14 protein-coding genes are annotated in these 18470 nt (G+C 61.6%); 8 read left to right on the forward strand and 6 right to left on the reverse strand.

Features of this window, described 5'->3' with window-relative positions; genetic code table 11:
- Positions 1–8 precede the first annotated feature (8 nt).
- The 4 genes from ACZ9BX_RS15445 to ACZ9BX_RS15460 all read right to left on the reverse strand — a co-directional run bounded on the left by ACZ9BX_RS15445 (position 9) and on the right by ACZ9BX_RS15460 (position 5166).
- Positions 9–1664 (reverse strand): dipeptide ABC transporter ATP-binding protein, encoded by a 1656-nt coding sequence (locus ACZ9BX_RS15445; RefSeq protein ID WP_476218771.1) that lies wholly within the window; start codon positions 1662–1664, stop codon positions 9–11.
- Positions 1664–2566 carry an ABC transporter permease gene (locus tag ACZ9BX_RS15450; RefSeq protein WP_476218772.1) on the reverse strand — a complete coding sequence of 301 codons (903 nt, stop codon included), beginning with the start codon at positions 2564–2566 and terminating at the stop codon, positions 1664–1666. Before ACZ9BX_RS15450 ends, ACZ9BX_RS15445 begins: the two co-directional genes overlap by 1 nt.
- A 1-nt stretch (position 2567) precedes the next feature.
- Entirely contained in the window at positions 2568–3485 is a 918-nt protein-coding gene (locus tag ACZ9BX_RS15455) for an ABC transporter permease (protein ID WP_476218773.1), read from the reverse strand.
- Positions 3486–3648: 163 nt separating this feature from the next.
- Positions 3649–5166 carry an ABC transporter substrate-binding protein gene (locus tag ACZ9BX_RS15460; protein WP_476218774.1) on the reverse strand — a complete coding sequence of 506 codons (1518 nt, stop codon included), beginning with the start codon at positions 5164–5166 and terminating at the stop codon, positions 3649–3651.
- A gap of 177 nt (positions 5167–5343) precedes the next feature.
- Here ACZ9BX_RS15460 and ACZ9BX_RS15465 point away from each other — a divergent pair, with 177 nt between their 5' ends.
- Positions 5344–6036: a GntR family transcriptional regulator gene (locus tag ACZ9BX_RS15465; protein WP_476218775.1), complete on the forward strand. Its 693-nt coding sequence runs from the start codon at positions 5344–5346 to the stop codon at positions 6034–6036.
- A gap of 38 nt (positions 6037–6074) precedes the next feature.
- On the opposite strand, the gene ACZ9BX_RS15470 is transcribed toward ACZ9BX_RS15465, so the two are convergent.
- On the reverse strand, positions 6075–8393 hold the full coding sequence (locus ACZ9BX_RS15470) for a transketolase-like TK C-terminal-containing protein (protein ID WP_476220028.1): 2319 nt from the start codon (positions 8391–8393) through the stop codon (positions 6075–6077).
- Positions 8394–8594: 201 nt separating this feature from the next.
- The gene (locus tag ACZ9BX_RS15475) at positions 8595–9608 is read right to left on the reverse strand and encodes a 1-aminocyclopropane-1-carboxylate deaminase (RefSeq protein WP_476218776.1); all 1014 of its coding nucleotides are present in this window, start codon (positions 9606–9608) and stop codon (positions 8595–8597) included.
- Between the two features lie 158 nt (positions 9609–9766).
- On the opposite strand from ACZ9BX_RS15475, the gene ACZ9BX_RS15480 reads away from it, so the two are divergent.
- The 7 genes from ACZ9BX_RS15480 (at position 9767) to ACZ9BX_RS15510 (ending at position 18468) form a co-directional block, all read left to right on the forward strand.
- Entirely contained in the window at positions 9767–10231 is a 465-nt protein-coding gene (locus ACZ9BX_RS15480) for an Lrp/AsnC family transcriptional regulator (RefSeq protein ID WP_476218777.1), read from the forward strand.
- A 546-nt stretch (positions 10232–10777) separates the two neighbouring features.
- Complete coding sequence (locus ACZ9BX_RS15485) at positions 10778–12418, forward strand: hypothetical protein (protein WP_476218778.1); 1641 nt, start codon at positions 10778–10780, stop codon at positions 12416–12418.
- A gap of 37 nt (positions 12419–12455) precedes the next feature.
- Entirely contained in the window at positions 12456–12935 is a 480-nt protein-coding gene (locus ACZ9BX_RS15490) for a hypothetical protein (RefSeq protein ID WP_476218779.1), read from the forward strand.
- Positions 12932–14362, forward strand: coding sequence for a YeiH family protein (locus tag ACZ9BX_RS15495; RefSeq protein WP_476218780.1), 1431 nt, complete (start codon positions 12932–12934; stop codon positions 14360–14362). Before ACZ9BX_RS15490 ends, ACZ9BX_RS15495 begins: the two co-directional genes overlap by 4 nt.
- Positions 14363–14502: 140 nt before the next feature.
- Entirely contained in the window at positions 14503–14736 is a 234-nt protein-coding gene (locus ACZ9BX_RS15500) for a hypothetical protein (protein ID WP_476220030.1), read from the forward strand.
- A complete protein-coding gene (locus ACZ9BX_RS15505) occupies positions 14715–15071 on the forward strand; it encodes a phosphoadenosine phosphosulfate reductase domain-containing protein (protein ID WP_476220032.1) in 357 nt (118 codons plus the stop codon). Before ACZ9BX_RS15500 ends, ACZ9BX_RS15505 begins: the two co-directional genes overlap by 22 nt.
- 151 nt (positions 15072–15222) lie before the next feature.
- Positions 15223–18468 (forward strand): winged helix-turn-helix domain-containing protein, encoded by a 3246-nt coding sequence (locus ACZ9BX_RS15510; protein ID WP_476218781.1) that lies wholly within the window; start codon positions 15223–15225, stop codon positions 18466–18468.
- Positions 18469–18470 lie beyond the last annotated feature (2 nt).

Here is an 18470-nt window from a genome sequence, read left to right on the forward strand (position 1 = left end):
GGATGCATTTACCTCGCTGCGTCGGCAGGGCCAAGCGCTGCCATATCTGGCGCTTCCCAGCCGCGGCCGGGCATGGCGGCGAGCAGTTGGCGCGTATAGGAATGTTGCGGCTTGCCGAAAACGTCGTCGACCACGCCATATTCCACCACCTCGCCTTTCGACATGACGAGAATATGGTCGGAAATTTCGGCCGCCACCCGCAGATCGTGGGTGATGAAAATGACCGTCAGGCCGACGGCCTTGCGGATGTCGTCGAGCAGCTTCAGCACGTCCTTCTGCACGGAAACGTCGAGCGCCGACACCGCTTCATCGGCGATCAGGATTTTCGGCTCGACCATCAGGGCGCGGGCAATCGAAATGCGCTGGCGCTGGCCACCGGAAAACTGCGCCGGATACCGATCGAGCGCATCCTCCTCCAGTCGGACGATCTTCAGAAGCGCTCGTGCCTTCTCCATGGCCTGTTTGCGCGGCACGCCGAAATTGACCGGCCCCTCGACCAGCAGGTCGCCAATCTTGCGGCGCGGATTGAGCGACCCATAGGGGTCCTGAAAGACGATCTGGATATGTTTTCTGAAATTGCGCCGGCCGGCGGCCGTGGTCGTTTCCAACCTCAAATTGCCGATCCAGACGGACCCCTCGTCAGGCTCGACAAGCCCCATCAGGCAACGCACCAGCGTCGTCTTGCCGGAGCCGGATTCTCCGACGATGCCAAGCGTCTGGCCTTCCAGAACGGTAAAGTCCGTCGGCTTGACGGCATGCACCTTGCGGGCCGGCTTGAACAGCGTGCGGGCGGTCGAATAGGTCTTTTCAATGCCTGCGACCCTGAGCGCGATCGGCGCAGACGTATCAGGTTTGCCCTTGATGCCATGGCGTTTCGGCACGGCATCGATCAGCATGCGTGTATAGGGATGGGTCGGGCTGTTGAGCACCTGTTCGGCGGTGCCCTGCTCGACGACCACGCCCTTCTGCATAACCAATACACGATCGGCCAGTTCGGCCACCACGTCGAAATCATGGGTGACGAACAGGATGCCTGCCTTGCGGCTTTCCTTCAGCGCCTTGAACATGTCGAGGATCTGCGCCTGCGTCGTGACATCGAGCGCCGTCGTCGGTTCGTCGGCGATCAGCAGGCGCGGCTCCATGGCGAGCGCAATGGCGATGACGATGCGTTGGCGCTGGCCGCCCGACAGTTGATGCGGATAGGCATGATAGAGGCGTTCGGGGTCGGGAAGACGCACTTCCTTAAGAAGAGCCAATGTGCGAGCCCGGCGCTCGGCACTGGATATCTGCGTATGCGCCTCGAAGACTTCCTCGATCTGGTCGCCGACCGTGTAACACGGATTGAGCGCACTCATGGGCTCCTGGAAGATCATGCCCATGCGGCTGCCGCGCAGGCGGGCATGCTCGGCCTCGGAGAGCTTCAGCACATCGCGACCTTCAAAGAGAATTTCGCCTGACGACGGCTTCAGGATTTTTGGCAAGAGACCCATGGCGGCAAAGGATGTGATCGATTTTCCGGAACCGGATTCCCCGACGATGCAGAGGATTTCCTTCTCGTGGATATCGAGCGACAGGTTGCTGACGGCATGCGGGCGATCGCCGCCCTTCGGCAGGTCGATGGTCAGGTTGCGGATCGATAGGACGGGCGTGGCAGGGTGGGTCATCAGTTTCTGCCCTCCGGCGCGGTCACGTCGCGAATGCCGTCGCCCAGCATGTTGATTGAAAAGACCAGGATGAACAGGGCGACACCGGGAATGGTGATCAGCCAGCTCTCGAACAGCAGCATTTCCTTGCCTTCGGAGATCATCAGCCCCCAGGATGGGGTTGGCGGCTGAACGCCGAGCCCGAGGAAGGACAATGCCGCTTCCAGGATAATGGCATGGGCCATTTCGAGCGTGACGATGACGATCAGCGCATTCATCACATTCGGCAGCACATCCTTGAACAGGATGCGTGGCAGGCTGGCGCCCAGCACTTCAGCCGCCGCGATGTAGTCCATCTGCCGCACCTGCATGGTGGCGCTACGCAGCACCACCGCAAAACGGTCCCAGAGCAGCAGTCCGAGCACCGAAACGACGACGGTCAACGATCCGCCAAACAGCGCCACCACGGCCAGCGCCACCAGCGTTGCCGGCAAAGCCAGCCGCACCGAGACGATGAACATCACCACCGCGTCGACCTTGCCGCCGAAATAGCCACCAAGAACACCGAGTGTAGTGCCTATCACGGCGGAGATGAAAGCCGCGGTAAAGCCGATCAGCAGGGAGACGCGAGCGCCGTAGATCAGCCGCGACAGGTAGTCCCGGCCCAGCGCATCGGTGCCGAACAGGTGCTTCCAATCTCCGCCCAGAAAGACCGGCGGGGCGAGCCGCGCCAGAAGATCCTGCTTGTAAGGATCGTATGGAGCGATCAGCGGCGCGAAAAGCGCGACGAGGCCTACGAACAGCAAGATCAGGAAGCCGACCATGAAACCGCGATGTTTCAGGGCCTTGCGGGCAAGCACACGAGATGGCGCCGGCAAGGCCGCGGGAACACCAAGGCTGATTGTTTGGGACGTATCGCTCATGTCAGGCAGTCCTCAGACGGGGGTCGAGCCATGCGTTCAAGACATCGGCCAGGAAGGTGAAGACGATATAGAACATCGCGAAGATCAGGATGAGCGCTTGCATGGTCGGCAGATCGTTGCGGGAGATCGATTCCCAAGCCAGGAAGCCCGCTCCATGCAGCGCGAAAATGGTTTCCACCACGACCGACCCGCCGAACATGAAGCCTAGTTGCACGGCGGCCAGACTAACGACCGGGATGATGGCATTGCGCAGCGCATGCTTGAACAGAACCCGCCGAGGCTTGATGCCCTTGGCTCTTGCTGTACGGATGTAGTCGGCGGACAGCACTTCCAGCATGCCGGCCCGTGTCAACCGCATGATAGCCGGCGTCGCGTAGTAGCCGAGCACGATCATCGGCAGGATATAGCCGGTCCATTGCCGCGTTCCCGAGGCCGGCACCCATCCGAGATTGACCGAGAAGACAACGATCAGGATGAGGCCGAACCAGAAGCTCGGGATCGCCTGTCCGACAACAGCAATGCCGAGCGCCAGCCGGTCGATCAGCGTATTGGGAAAGGCGGCGGCAAGAACGCCCACGGGAATGGCCAGCAGCAGGGCGAAGCTCATGCCAAGGAAACCAATGGTCATGGTGACCGGTAGCCGTTCGGCGATCATGCCTGAGACTGGGGTCTTGAAATAATAGCTCATGCCGAAATCGCCGGAGAGTGCGCGCATCAGCCAGTCGACATATTGAATGAGCAACGGCCGGTCGAAACCGTATTGGCTGCGGATCGCCGCGATCACCTCTCCGGAAGCCCCCTCTCCGGCAATGGCGATGGCGGGATCGCCGGCCATGAACAGAAGAATGAAACTGATGAAAGAGACAGTCAGCGCAACCAGCGCCGCCATGCCAATCTTGGTCAGGACAAATTTCAACATCTGAAACCCTCAAGCAGGCGGTGTCGTGCCGTGGCGACACCCGGCCAATGCATGTCTCCCAAGGTGTGCAGCGGTTTTGCAATCACGACACGCCTCGAAAACAAGAAGCTCAAACCCAGGCCGGGCTGCCAGCAAGCGACGTTCCGGCCCGCGGATGCGGATGTCACTTCCAGCCGATCTCGTAGAAGCGGACCAGTTCGTCCGGCGTCGGCATGAAGGAAATGTCGCGGCTCATGACGTAGTTGGTGGAATAATTCCACAGCGGCACCCAATAGGCCTTGTCGGCGATCACTGAGAGCGCCTGCGTGTAGAGCCTCTTGCGCTCGGCCGAATCGATGGAGGAATCGGCCTTCTCCAGCAGATCGGACAGGTTCTTGTCGCGCGCGTCATCTTCGCCGCCCATGGTGAAGAATTCGCTGGTGATCGCCGAGACATCGGCAATCGAGTTGGAGCCCCAGGTCAAGAAGGAGATCGGGGCGCCTTCCTTGATGCGCTTTTCGCGCAGCGCCGCGTATTGCATATAGTTAAGGTTGGCCTTGATGCCGATTTCGGCCAACATGCCAATCATCGCTTCGGCCAGAGGCCGGTCACGATAGGCATAGAATTCAATCTCAAAACCGTCGGGATAGCTGGCTTCCGCCAGCAGCGCCTTGGCCTTTGCCGGATCGTAGGCATAGGTCGCGACGGCCTTGTCGCAGCCGAACTGGCTGGGCGAGCAGGCGCTGTTGATCACTTCCGTCGTGCCCTTCATCAGCGCCTCGACGATACCGTCGCGGTTGATCGCGTGGTAAATCGCCTGCCGCACCTTGACATCCGTCAACGGGTTCTTGTCGCCTGAGCGACCAGCCGCATCGAGCGACAGATAGCCGACGCGCATGGTCGGGGCATTGATCACCTGGAAGCTGTCCTGGCCGGCCATCTTGTCGGCCTGGTCGGAAGGCACCTGCCAGACGAGATCGATCGTGCCATTGAAAAGTTCCGCCATCTGCGTGTTGATGTCCGGAATGGTGCGTATATCGATGGTGCCGACCTTGGCTTTCGGTTTGGCGGCTGCAAAATAATCCTCGTTGCGCTTCAGCACGAAATGTTTGCCGGGTTCGACGGCCTCGAATTTGTAAGGACCTGTGCCGATCGGTTTGGTGGCAACGCCGGCCGGGCCGACGGCTTTGTAATATTCATCGGGATGGATGATGACCGGGCCGGCCAGATATTCGAGCGCAGCCGGGAACGGCCCATTGGTGATGATGCGTACCTTGAACTGATCGACCTTTTCGACCTGCTTGATCCATCCCGTCGCCACCTTGTTCTTCGTGCCATTCTTCGGATCGACGGTGAAATTCAGCGTATAGACGACGTCATCGGCATCAAAGGCCTCGCCATTGTGGAACTTGACGCCTTCGCGCAGCGTCAGGTCCAGCGTCGTGGAATCCACCCAGTTCCAACCGGTTGCCAGATTGCCGACATATTCGCCGGTTGCCGGATCGCGATAGAGAAGGCCGTCCCAGACGGCATTTCCGAGCAGGATGCCCTCGCGCGCCGTGTTGAAATAGGGATCGACATGTTCGAGTTCCTTCGCAAAAGCGATGGAGACCGTGTCGTCCGTCTTGCCGGCCCAGGCGGCGCTTGCAAACAGGAATGCGGGCAGGAGAGCGGCCACAGCCGCAGTCTTTGTCAGTTTCATTCTCGTTCCCTTTTTCGATTAGCCTATTTTTTAGGCTTTTGCAGTTAATGGCGTTATTGTACTCGTTTTCAGCTTTCTGTATACAACATTATCTAATTGCGTACTTATTCTAATGATTGCATACGTCTCACTTGCCAAATCCCGCACCTCGCACCAGAATGCGCGTGGAGGACCGATATGAATTTGCCCGCATCAAAACCGCCGACAGCCGATGTGCTGTATGAGCGCATCGAGACGCTGATCGCCGAAGGCCATTTCAAAGATGGCGAGCGGCTTGACGAAATGCGCCTCGCGCGCGACTTCGGTGTATCGCGCACGCCGCTGCGCGAAGCTCTGCGCCTTCTGTCCGCAACCGGACTGGTGGAACTCATTCCCAATCGTGGCGCCTTCGTGCGCCAGCCGGATTTCACCCGTCTTGTGGAAATGTTCGAAGTGATGGCCGAGGTCGAAGCCTGGTGTGCCCGGCTTGCCGCCGGCCGCATCACCAAGGCCCAACTGCTGCTTCTGCGTCAGGCCGCCTCTGCCTGCGAAGCAGCCCTTCAGGCGCAAGATTATAAGCGCTACTATGTCGAGAACGCCACGTTTCACACGATGATCTACGAAGCGTCCGGCAATGGCTTCCTGGCCGAAGAAGCCCGTAACCTGCACAGGCGCCTCAAGCCCTTCCGACAGGCCCAGCTTTCCTTCGGCGACCGCCTGTCGCAGTCGATGATCGAACATCGCGAAGTCCTGCTGGCGCTCGAAGCGGGCGATGCGGCGCGCGCCGATTCCGTGATGCGTGACCATATCCGTGTCCAGGGCAGTATCTACGAAGAATACCGCCAATCCATGAACGGTGCGCGAGATAGCGCCGGATGCCAGGCCTCGTGAGACTTGACGCCAAAGTCGGGGATCTACGCCATTGGACATCATGGGAATAGCAGAAGCTCGGACACTGCAGCACCCCGGGTCAGGCCGGATATCGTCCTGACGATCCCCGCCTTGTCGATGCCGTAGTCGCGATAGAGATCCTGCACCGTGCCGGTCTGCCCGAAATGCTCGACCCCGAGCGGTACAGTCCCATGGCCGTGAACGGCACCGAGCCAGGCAAGCCCTGCGGGATGTCCATCGGTGACAGTGACAAGGGTGCAATGGGAAGGAAGGCCGGCGAGCAAGGTCTCGACATGACCAGACGCTCGATTGACGCCCCGCCGTCGCGCCCTTTGGGCCGCAGTCCAGCCGGCGTTGAGACGATCGGCGGAGGTCACGGCCAGCACGCCGATATCCCGCCGGCTTTCGCCGAGCAGCCCGGCCGCCGCGATCACTTCCGGTGCGATGCAGCCTTGGTAGACCAGGACGACATCGGCATTCGGCCCGGGCGGCTTCAGCCAATAACCGCCATCGATGACGCCCTGACGGAAGCGCGGATCGCTGCGCGGCGCCGGCTGCTCGAGCGGCCGCGTCGTCAGCCGCAGATAGACGGAGCCGCCCGTCTCGTCGCGCAGCCAAGTGCGCTCATCCGGCTGTCCGTCGCCATCGCGCTGCATGTAATCGAAAGACCAGTCCATGATGATTGCGAGTTCATCGAGGAAGGCCGGCTCGAAACTCGCCAGCCCATCCTGGCTGATGCCGATCAGCGGCGTGGCGATCGACTGATGCGCGCCGCCCTCTGACGCCAACGTGATGCCGGACGGCGTGCCGACGATCATGAAACGGGCATCCTGGTAGCAGGCATAGTTCAGGGCATCGAGACCGCGGGAGATGAAGGGATCATAAACCGTGCCAACCGGCAGCAGGCGCTCGCCGAACAGGGAATGGGAGAGACCGCAGGCGGCCAGAAGCAGGAAGAGGTTCATCTCGGCAATGCCGAGTTCGATATGCTGGCCCTCCGGCGAGAAATGCCATTTCTGCGCGGACGGCACCCGCTCGTCGCGAAACGTATCGGCCCGCGCATCGCGCGCAAACAGGCCACGCCGGTTGACCCAGGGGCCGAGATTGGTGGAGACGGTGACATCCGGGGCGGTGGTCACGATGCGGGCGGCGAGTGCGGTGTGGGTTTTGGCCAATGCATCGAGGATCTTGCCGAAGCCGGCCTGGGTAGACAGAACGCGATCCTCCAGCTGAACCGGACCCTCTGTCGCGATGCGTTCCGCCTTGAAACGTCGCGGCCCCGCCTCGAAGAACGGCACATCGGCGAGGAAAGCCTTTACGCTACGGCTATCGACAATGGTCGAAAACGGGTCCCATTCCGTTCCGGGCGCAACCTGCATTGCCGCCTGGAAATCTGCCATCTGGCTCGTTGTCATCAGCCCGGCATGATTGTCCTTGTGGCCGGCGAGCGGTGTGCCCCAGCCTTTGATCGTATAAGCCAGGAAGACCGTCGGCCGGTCGTGATCGACACTGTCGAACACCTCGGTCAGCGTTTCCAGGCAATGGCCGCCCAGATCGTTCATCAGTTCGGCCAGTTCGGCATCGGACCGGCGCTCGATCAGCGCCGCCACATTGCGCCGGTCGCCGATCTCGTCGAGCAGCCGACGTCGCCAGGCGGCACCGCCCTGGAAGGTCAACGCCGCGTAGAGCTGGTTCGGGCAGGCGTCGATCCAGTCCTTCAGGCGCGATCCACCCGGCTCGCCAAAGGCGGCCTTCTGCAGCGCACCGTATTTGACGATGACGACATCCCAGCCGAAGGCCTTGAAAATGGCCTCGATGCGCTGCCATAGACCTTCGCGCACCACGCCATCGAGGCTCTGGCGATTGTAGTCGATGACCCACCAGGTATTGCGCAGATCGTGCTTCCAGCCTTCCTGCAGGCACTCGTAGACATTGCCTTCGTCCAGTTCGGCATCGCCGACCAGGGCGATCATCCGCCCGAGCGGACGCTTCTGCGCCCAGGGTCTGGCGGCGATGTAATCCTGCACCATCGAGGCAAAGGCCGTGACGGCCACGCCGAGACCGACCGAACCGGTGGAAAAATCGACATCGTCAATATCCTTGGTGCGGCTCGGATAGGATTGCGCGCCGCCGAAGCCACGGAAATTCTCGAGCTTGTCACGGTTCTGGTTGCCCATCAGATACTGGATGGCATGAAATACCGGCGAGGCATGCGGCTTGACTGCGACGCGATCTTCCGGCCGCAGCACATGACAATAGAGCGCCGTCAGGAGGGAGACCATCGAGGCCGAGGAGGCCTGATGTCCGCCGACCTTGACTTCGCCCTTTTCACGCAGGTGATTGGCACTGTGGATCATCCAGCAGGCAAGCCATAGGACCTGCTTCTCGATGGATTTCAGATTTGCGATATCGGCGCTTGCCACGGTCGTCTCCCAGTCACGCGTTCATGCCTGATGAGGATCCGCCGGCGGCTTCTCGCTTTGCTCTGGTCGGATCCTGTTCCCATGTCTGCTACACCCGGCCGGATGATCTTCCCGCCGGGTGGCTTTGGCAGGACGTCAGCCGTTGCGGAACGTGTAGGCATAGCCGTTGATGGCCGGTGCGCCGCCGAGATGGGCGTAAAGCACCTTGGAGCCTTCCGGGAAGTAACCCTTCTTGACCAGGTCGATCATGCCCTGCATCGACTTGCCCTCATAAACCGGGTCGGTGATCATGCCTTCGAGACGGGCGCAGAGCCGGATGGCATCCTTGGTCTCGTCGGAGGGCACGCCATAGACCGGGTAGGCATAATCCTCGATCAGGATGATATCGTCCAATGTCAGGTCCCGGCCAAGTTCGACTAGTTCGGCGGTGCGCTGGGCAATCTCCAGCACCTGGACCTTGGTCTGAGTCGGCGTGAAGGAAGCGTCGATGCCGATGACATTGCGCTCGCGGCCATCCTTGGCAAAGCCAACCGTCATGCCGGCATGGGTGGAACCCGTCACCGTGCAGACGACGATATAGTCGAACTTGAAGCCGAGTTCGGCTTCCTGGGCCCGGACTTCCTCGGCAAAGCCGACATAGCCGAGACCACCATATTTGTGCACTGAAGCGCCGGCCGGGATCGGATAAGGCTTGCCGCCCTTGGCCTTCACGTCCTCGATGGCCTCCTCCCAGCTCTGGCGGATGCCGATATCGAAGCCCTCGTCCACCATCTGCACATCCGCACCCATGATGCGGCTCAGCAGAATATTGCCGACGCGGTCATAGACGGCATCTTCGTGCGGTACCCAGCTTTCCTGCACCAGCCGGCACTTGAAGCCGATCTTGGCCGCGACCGCGGCGATCATGCGCGTATGGTTTGACTGCACGCCGCCGATCGAGACCAGCGTGTCGGCATTGGAAGCGATCGCATCGGGGATGATGTATTCGAGCTTGCGAAGTTTGTTGCCACCGAAGGCCAGACCTGAATTGCAATCCTCGCGCTTGGCATAAAGCTCGACCTTGCCGCCGAGATGTTCGGATAGCCGGTCCAGCTTTTCGATATGGGTTTGTCCGAATGTGAGCGGATAGCGCTCGAACTTCTCCAGCATGGGATCCCCTTTTGCTTGTTATGATACTGGGAAACGCTACCATCACATGCATGAAAGGTGCTCTCAAAGTTGCGTTCGATATTTCTGGTTTCGCACTAGAACATCGAATAGATAGAAGATACCTTTCATTCTTATATTAATTTTCGGATGATTCTTTCATGACATCGGAATTGGACCGGATCGACCTGAAAATGCTCCGCCTGCTGCAAAACAACGGCCGACTCAGCAATGCCGAATTGGCGCAGATGGTCGATGTCAGCGCCGCAACCTGCCATCGCCGCACGCAGCGGCTTTTCGAAGAGGGCTATATCCACTCGGTCAGAGCAATGGTCGAGCCGCAGAAGGTCGACCGCGGTGCGCTGGTTATGGTCGGCGTTGTGCTAGATCGCTCGACGCCGGAAAGCTTCGGCGCCTTTGAAAAGGCGGTCGCCAAGCTGAACTTCGTGCTGGATTGCAATCTGGTTGCGGGCGATTTCGATTACTTCCTGAAGATCCGCGTGCGCGACATGGCGGATTTTAACCGCATCCATGGCACGCAATTGATCGCCCTGCCCGGCGTGCGCCAGACCCGCACCTTCTTCGTGATGAAGGAAGTCGTGGACAATGCTCCGCTGAACTTTTGACAAATGCTTTCCCGCCCTCGACCAGGCCGGGAGAATGACGGGCTCACCGCTCGCATCCAGCAGACAAACCTGATGGCGCTCCGTCGCCCAATCGATACCGGCAAACCATCGAATCTCTCCTGTCATGGTCAAGACCTCCTTCGTCGGCCGGACCACCGCGACATACGTCGTTCCCTGTACTGGCGCTCGACGGCGCAACCTCTCACCGGACACCTGTCGCGGCCGTCCCGCCGGGCACCGGTCCGCAACAGGTGTAGCACAGCGGGCTTTGGGTTGCTCCCGACGGGATGGCCCGGTCACGCCAGTCTACAACTCCACACCGACGCGCCGACATGAAAAAGGTACAGGGGGCCCGACTGCACGGAGGCTTGTAAAATTCGTTGCTTTGAACAGCGTCAGACCATCTCAGGTTCACCCCGCCTGGATTGCCGGAGGAAATGAGGCACTCTCGTAAGCGATCCGTAAGCGCGCATATTCGACGGTCCAACCGTAAGTCATAAGCGCCACCATAGGCGCGTGACCTCTGTAGACGCCGGAGACGTCGCCATGCGAAGAAACCCCCCTGCAGTGGTCGCTGCGGATCTCGTCGGAGCTTGCCGGCCCCGGCGATGGTCCGTGCTGCCGGATCCTTCCGCCCGCCGGAACATCTCGAGGGCAGCGGCGGTATTTTTCAGCCTCCTGCCGACCTTGGGGTTCGCTGGAGAGCAGACCCCCGACTGGCGCCTGAGCGCCCGTGTCGTCGCGGTCGGGCTGTTCGACGTGGCCGGCGTGCGTGAAGTGGGGCGCTTTCATGTCGGCGGACCGATACCGGGAAATCCTGAATTCCTCATGACGACGCGCGAAGGGCGGGTTCTCGATCCACTGAGGGTTCTGGTGGCGGTGAGCAGCAATTTCGGCGCTCGCCCGAGCGACCCCAGAACCAGGACCGGCGCAATCCTGTCCATCGATCCCCGCGGGAGCAAGTCGGGCGGCACCATAGTTGTTTCGGAAGATCTCACCGGCGACACTGGAAAGACCCGGGTCCAGCTCTACACTGCGCAGAGCGACCAGTTCCTCAACCGCCACTACAATGCCGGGGCGCGAACGGCGCACCTAACAGCCGCATCCGGACCGCGATACATTTCCATCAACAACGCCTTCGGAAGGCCTTGGATCGCGAACGCGCCAAATGGGATGGACCGCGAGGGCAGCGTTAGCGTTGTCGACCCCGACGGAGTGCCGCTCGCCAACGCGCCGAGCCACGAGGCCGGCGGCGTATTTGTCGGCCGGCTAACCGATCGCGAACGTACGCCGAAAGGACAGCCCAGCGGATGGATCGCTAGGCTGCTGAACTATCAGGCGAGTGGCCAGTTGACGCCCGGCGGGCTGCAGACGGGCGCGCTCGGAACAGCGTTTCTCGGTCCGTCGCCGGACGGCAGCGGATTTGCCGTGTTCGCCGCAGTCACGGCGGATGGCGGCGTGGTTCAGATCCATGTCCAGGATGGCGTGGACGGCCTGGCCGCTCCCGGCACGGTGAGCGCCGGCCGCAGGATTAACTACGATCCCGGCGTCATCGGCATCGCCTTCAAGTGGAACCCGGATCGTGTCCTCTACATTGCCGATCCCGGCCGTGACCGGCTGGTGCTGCTCGAACTAGAGGACGACCGGCGGCATTTCACCGTCGCTCGGACCCGTACGATCTCGTTGCCGGAATTCGACCGCCCGGTCGACATCGTCGCCGCAATTCCCGAAATCGCCAACCCGCAATTCTCGAGCCACACGACGCTTGCCGGCGGATCCGATCTCCTCGTCGCTAACCGCGGCGACGGCTCGCTGCTGCGCGTTAGCCAGGACGGCCGGCTTCTCGCCCGAGCGACGATCGATGTTCCAGGCTTCGGACTCCTCGGCCCCGATCGTCTTCGTGCGATCGCGACGTCGGCGGACGCGCAGCGGATCTGGATAACAATTAGCGGCGAGGTTCCTGGATTCCCGGGCCGCGAGGGGGCGCTCCTCGAGGTCGCTGCCTTCGACGAAGCGTGGCGCGGCGGCGGCGAAGACGACTCAGGAGATGCAAAGCGCGGCTGCCGACACCAATCTCCCGGCACGCGGAAGGCAGTTGTTTCAATCCGACTTCACGCCGCAGACGGGCCTCGGCCCATTATTCAATGCACGATCTTGCGTGACCTGCCATCCCGGCGGCGGCGCTAGCACCGATGAAAGCCATTTTGCGCGCAGGATAGCCTCTATGGATCCGGAGTCGGGCCGAACGGTCGAAATCGATCATCCCAACAGTCCGGTCGCCAGACGCTATGCGCTGGGCGATGGCGTCGGCGCCATGACTGTCTCGGCGGCAATGCCGCACGAGGCCAATGTGATCTCGCTGCGCATGCCGCTTCCTCTCTATGGCATCGCCAAGATCGACGAGATACCCGACAGTGTCATCGAAGCACAGGCTGTCAGCAAGGGCGACGGAATCAAGGGCCGGGCGCATCATGTCATCGACGCCAACGGCGCGGCGCGGGTTGGCCGATACGGCTGGAAGGCCGACATTGCTCGCCTCGAGGAGATGGTGGCGGACGCCTTCGCAAAGGAACTCGGCGTCACCAGCGCAATCGTCGACCGACGCGACACGGACACGCAGCCGGTCGAGCAGGATACCGGCCAGATCCACGCGGTGACTTCGTATCTGCGAACACTCAGCCTATCCAAGGAGGCCAAGCCATGAGCCTCGCGCTGGCGCTCTCCCATGCACCGGAACGAGCGCGCCCGGTCTTGCCTGGCGTCATTGTGGCCGCTGCGCTAGCCCTTGCGGCCGGCTGGATCGCCGGCGGACTGGGCGAGCCCCTCTCGCGCAACCCCGTCCTTGTCGCCATGCTCTTCGGGCTCCTGATCGGCAACAGTTTCGCCTGTCCAGACGCATTGCGTCCGGGGCTCGACTTCACCAAGCGCTACCTGTTGCGGCTCGCTGTGGTGCTGGTCGGCTTCCGCATCACGATGCGGCTGTTTCTGGATCTGGGGTTGATGCCGCTCGGGGTGGCAGCCATCGAGTTGGCCCTAGTCGTGACCTTGCTCTACGCCATCGCGCGCAAGCTGTTCAGGCTCGACCCCGAGATCGCGCTGCTCGTCGCAGTCGGCAGCGCCGTATGCGGCGCCGCGGCTATTCTTTCCATGGCCGCGCTGATGCGTGCCCGCGACCAGAACGCCGGTGTCGCCATCGCCTTGATTACGCTCAGCGGCACCATGGCGCTGCTTGCCTATCCCGTCATGTTCCTGAATGGATGGCTGCCGCATCTCGACGACCGCCTCTACGGCGTGTTTGTCGGGGCGAGTATCTTCGAACTGGCGCAGGTCTACGGTGCCTCCTTCGCCGTCTCCGAAGGGGCGCTCAACACCGCGACGCTCGTCAAGCTCAGCAAGGTGCTGATGCTCGTCCCGCTTCTGCTTGCCGTCGGCCTGCTCTTTGGCGGCCGCAACAAGGCGCAAGAGGCAGCACCGATACGGTTCCCCTGGTTCATCGTTGCGTTCATTGGCGTGGTGATGGTCAATTCAGAGATCACCCTCAATCCGCAGCTGCGCCGCATCATCCTCGATCTCGACCAGTTCCTGTTCCTGATGGTGATGGTCGCGCTCGGCATCACCACCCACATCGCTCGCCTCGGAGAGGCTGGGGGCGCGTGGCGACTGATCGGGATGGGTTTCGTCGGGGTGGTCCTGTCGGCCGCAATAGCCTATGGCGCTCTGATACCCTTTTCGGCGGCCTTCCGGGCCGCATCGCCGTCGTCGAGCGCAAGCGCGATGCTTGGCAGCCACGGCGGAAGGCTCTTTGACTCGGTCGGTTGCGCCAAATGCCATGTGCCGGCGCTCGAGGGCGTCAGCGGCGAGGTCCGGCTCTATTCGGATCTGCTGCTGCACGACATGGGACCGGCGCTAGACGACAAGATTGTCCAGGGCGACGCCATCGGTGCGGAATGGCGGACCGCTCCACTCGTCGGCATCCGCCTGCGCGAGCGCTACCTGCATGACGGCCGCGCGATCACATTGCGCGATGCGGTCCTCGCCCATGGCGGGGCGGCACGGATCGTGCGCGACCGCTTCTTCGATCTTGGCGATGCCGACCGCCAGGCGATCCTCGACTTTGTGGCCAAGCTATGAACCGGCCGCGTCACGCCACCGCTATGGTTCACCGGTCGAATCGCCATCGCAGGGCTGAGCCATCTCGACGGACCCGACCTGCTGGCGCGGCTCTAGCGCTCGTATCCTCGTTTGGTGCGGAATCCGCGGTTTTGCCGCATATGGCGGCCTCGATCGACCGTTCACTCCTCGTCATTACGCTCGACACCGGAAAGCTGTTTGCGAAAACGATCGCCTATCGTACGCAACTGACAGCTCTGGTCGGCCTGACCGATCTGCGTGTCGTCACGGCCGACCTGGATGTCTTGCGGGTGCTCGACGGTGCCGGATCACACCGAAGCGATCCGGACGGTGCTGCCATGTCCGCAAGGTTCTGCCGCTCGAAGAAGCCCTAACCGATTTCGAGGCCTGGATTTCCGGTCGCAAGCGATATCATGGCGGGGTTCGCGCGGACGTTTCGACGCTCGAGGAACACGACGGACGCCTGAAGATCGACCCGCTTGCTCGCTTCACACGCCAGCAGATCGAGGCCTATCTCGATCGCTATCACCTGCCCCGGCATCCGCTCCTCGAAAAAGGGCTATCTTTTGATTGGCTGCGTCCCCTGCACGGTCGAATGTGGCAGCGAGGACAAGCCTCGCGCGGGCCGCTGGAGCGGATTGTCGAAAATGGAGTGCGGGATCCATCGGTCGCCCTTTCCTCTCGCAATTCGGTCGCCACCGCCTCCTGATTTCCGGTTGCGCAGCATACAGGGGAAGCGGCCTTGGCCGACCGGGCTAAGGGCACTAGGAATTGTAGCATAATTGGGCTACGCTCAATCCGGCGGCGGGACGGGTCACGGTGACATGACCGGCGTTCGAGGATGAGTGGAGCAGAGCCCCATGAACCCCCTAGACGCCGTCGAAGCCGACGCGATACGCCCGCTCTCGGGCCCCAACCGGATCGCCAAGCTGGCGGCGCCGCGCAGCGTCAGGATACTGAGGCGAAACCGCGTTCTCGAAGCGATCAACCGGACGCCGCGATCTGGCGTCTGCTGGCTGGCGGCGCCAGCCGGATACGGCAAGACGACCGCGATCATCGACTATCTCGAAAGCACCAAGGCGCCGCATGTGTGGTTCCGTATCGACGAGGGCGATCAGGACATTGCGCGATTCTTCCAGTATCTGGCGCACTCACTCAACCCGGCCGCTACGATTGGAGATATGCCGGTTTTCGGCGTGGAGTACGCCGAGCAGCCAAAGGAGTTCGCCAGACGCTTCTTCAGAGATTATTTCGCAAGGCTGAAGCCTGAGACAATTCTGGTCCTCGATGATCTGCACGACGTCGACACAGTTGAGTTCCGGACGATTCTTTCCGTGATGTTCCGGGAACTGCCGGACACGGTTCGGTGCATCTGTGCCTCACGAACGCTGCCGTGCGAAGACCTGGGCGAGCTCATCATCAAGGGCCAGATACAGGTCGTCGATAGGTCGGCGCTCGAATTCTCGATCGCGGAAGCGCGCGATCTCGTCAAGCTGCGTTCGAAAGACGCTGCCGCCCGGATCGATGTCGAGGCGGCGCGGGGTTGGGCGGTCGGGCTCGTGCTGCTTGCGGATCGCGGTTCGACATTCGGGCCGGACACAACTGCGTTAGGGTGGAGGTGGGATGTCGAGCTCTCTGATGTTCTCGGCCGTCATTTCTTCCTCACACTTCCCGCCGCCGACCAGGACATGCTCCTGAAGCTGAACTTGTTGCCCGAAATCAGCGCCGAGCTAGCGCATGTGATGATAGGTTCGAGCGAGGCGGGAAGGCTGCTCGACAGACTCTACAGGCGACAGTTGCTCGTCACGCGTACAGAAGGCAGCCGTGATATCTTTCACCTGCATGACCTTTTGCGGGAGTTCCTCGACCGGCGTTTCGCGCAGTGCGTCTCCAATGAGGAGCAGAAGTCGCTCAAACGGAGGGCAGCGAAGGTGCTGGTGGAAGCCGGCCGGCATGATGACGCGATGCCGCTCGCGCTGGACGCTGAGGACTTCGTCTGGGCAAGCGAGCTCATGCTGACCCGCGCGGAGTCCGTGCTAGCGCAAGGACGCCGCGCTACCTTCATCGAATGGTCCGGCCGGTTGCCAGAGACGTTGATGAATGGCTGGCATTTCTATTGGCTTGGTGTAGCCCACATGCCGGATGACGTTGCGGCGGAGCGCTGGCTTTCAAGGGCATGGCAGGCGTTTGGTCGGACCGACGATCTGCGCGGCCTTTGTCTCACGGTGTCACGTGCGGTGCTGGTCAAGACGGACAGTTGGCGGACCTACGAAGGTCTTTCCGTGTGGACCCGTCGAGCGTCCGAGATCATCGAACGCGGCCTTCCGGAACTTCCGCCGGTAGAAGCGATGCTCGTGCGCATCGGCATGGTGCGTGCGCTGAACTTCGCCGAAGAATACTATCGCGGCGGCACGGCCGGTCAGGTGCTTGAAGCCCAACTCCTGGAGCGGTTGACCAGAAATCCAGAGCAGGATCCGAGCGTATTGCGGTTGCTTGCGAGCGAATCGCTCATCGAGCATTCAGTGTCGACCATGGATGCCGATCTGTTCACAAAAGCTGTCGACAGCGTCGTTGATGATTTAAGCGACAAGAACGTGCTGCCATGGGTTCTCGGCATGTGGCTGGTCGCCTTTGGAGCCAAGAGCGGCCGCTATTTTTCCTACAAGAAAAGGGACTTTCCCTATCCGTCGGCCGAAGCCGCGCTGCGAGCGGCGATCGCGATCGGCGAGCGCGATTCCCTCAGAAGCGTGGAATTCGGGGGACTTTATCATCTTCAAATGCAGATGAAGTTCCGCAGCGACTTTGCCGAGTTCCACAAGGTGGTCGGGCGTCTGGCCGAGATCGCCGACAGCCGTTTCACCACGCAGGTAGCCGTTGTCGCCGACTGCCACGCCACCTTATACGCGAGGCAAGGCGACTTCAGGGCAGCCTACCGGGAGTGCGAACGCTTCATGGCGGCCATCGAGGCCGCGAACGAGCCGATGGTCGAGCGCTGGCCGCATTACATCACAAAGTTCCAGGTGCTCCTTGCGGACAGGAAGCCGCAGGACGCCGCTGCTCTGCTAGTGGACCTACTGCCGCGGCTGGACGGCGGTGCTCGCAAGCGGACCGAGATATGCATCTTGGCCGCGACGGCGCTGCAGAGTTTGTGGGACGACGATCCACACTATGGCGACCGGCTGAAGGCCTTCCTGGAAGAACTCCGCATCACGAACTGGCCGATGGTGTTTCTCAACCTTCCCGAGCTACTCGGCGAACTGCTCGGCGATGCGCTGGAGCGCGGCATCGAGCCCGAGCTCTGCCGGTCGCTGATCCGGGAACGCCTGCTGGAAGTGCCGCGGCGGCGGCCCGCGGCCTGGGCATGGCCGCTCAAGGTCCGCGTTCTCGGAGGCTTTCGGCTCGAACTCGATGGAAATCCACTCCATCTCGGTGCCAAGCCACCGACGAAAGCCCTCGACATTCTGCGGGCGCTGGCGATCTCGAAAAACAACACCTGCTCGCTGGAGACCCTTCAGGACTGGCTGTGGCCCGATCTCGACGGCGATCAGGCGCGTGCGGCATGCGAGCAGGCACTTCATCGGCTTCGCAAGCTGCTGGGACGGGTGGATCTCATCGTGCAGCGCGAAGGCAAGCTTCGCCTGGCATTGGACAAGGTCTGGGTCGACTTCACCGACTGGCAAGCACGGCTCAAGGCTGTCGCGACAGCCAATGGGGAGGCGCTTGGAATGCGCCCGGAGGCGGAGGCGCTCTTCCTGGCATTCCCCGGTCCTTTGTTCCTGCACGAGCGAGTCAGTTCTTGGTCGCTCGCTGCCGCTGAGAAAGTGCGTCGCGATCTGATCGATCTCGGGTTGAGGCTTGGCCAGCGGCTGGAGACGACCAACAACTCCCATGAGGCGCGTTCCGTATATCTAAGGACGTTGGACTTTTATCCGGATGCCGGTCCCATCTGCAAAGCGCTGATCAAGGAGCGACTCGCGCGTCATGATTTCGAAGGCGCGGTTGACGACTACGCACACTACGAGCGGGCACTGCGTGCTGCCGGAGAGACAGCGGCGGCCGAAATACGCGCCCTGGTCGAACCCTACTCCAGACGGCCGATAGGCTGAAA

The sequence above is a fragment of the Rhizobium sp. USDA 3886 genome, from assembly GCF_056279785.1.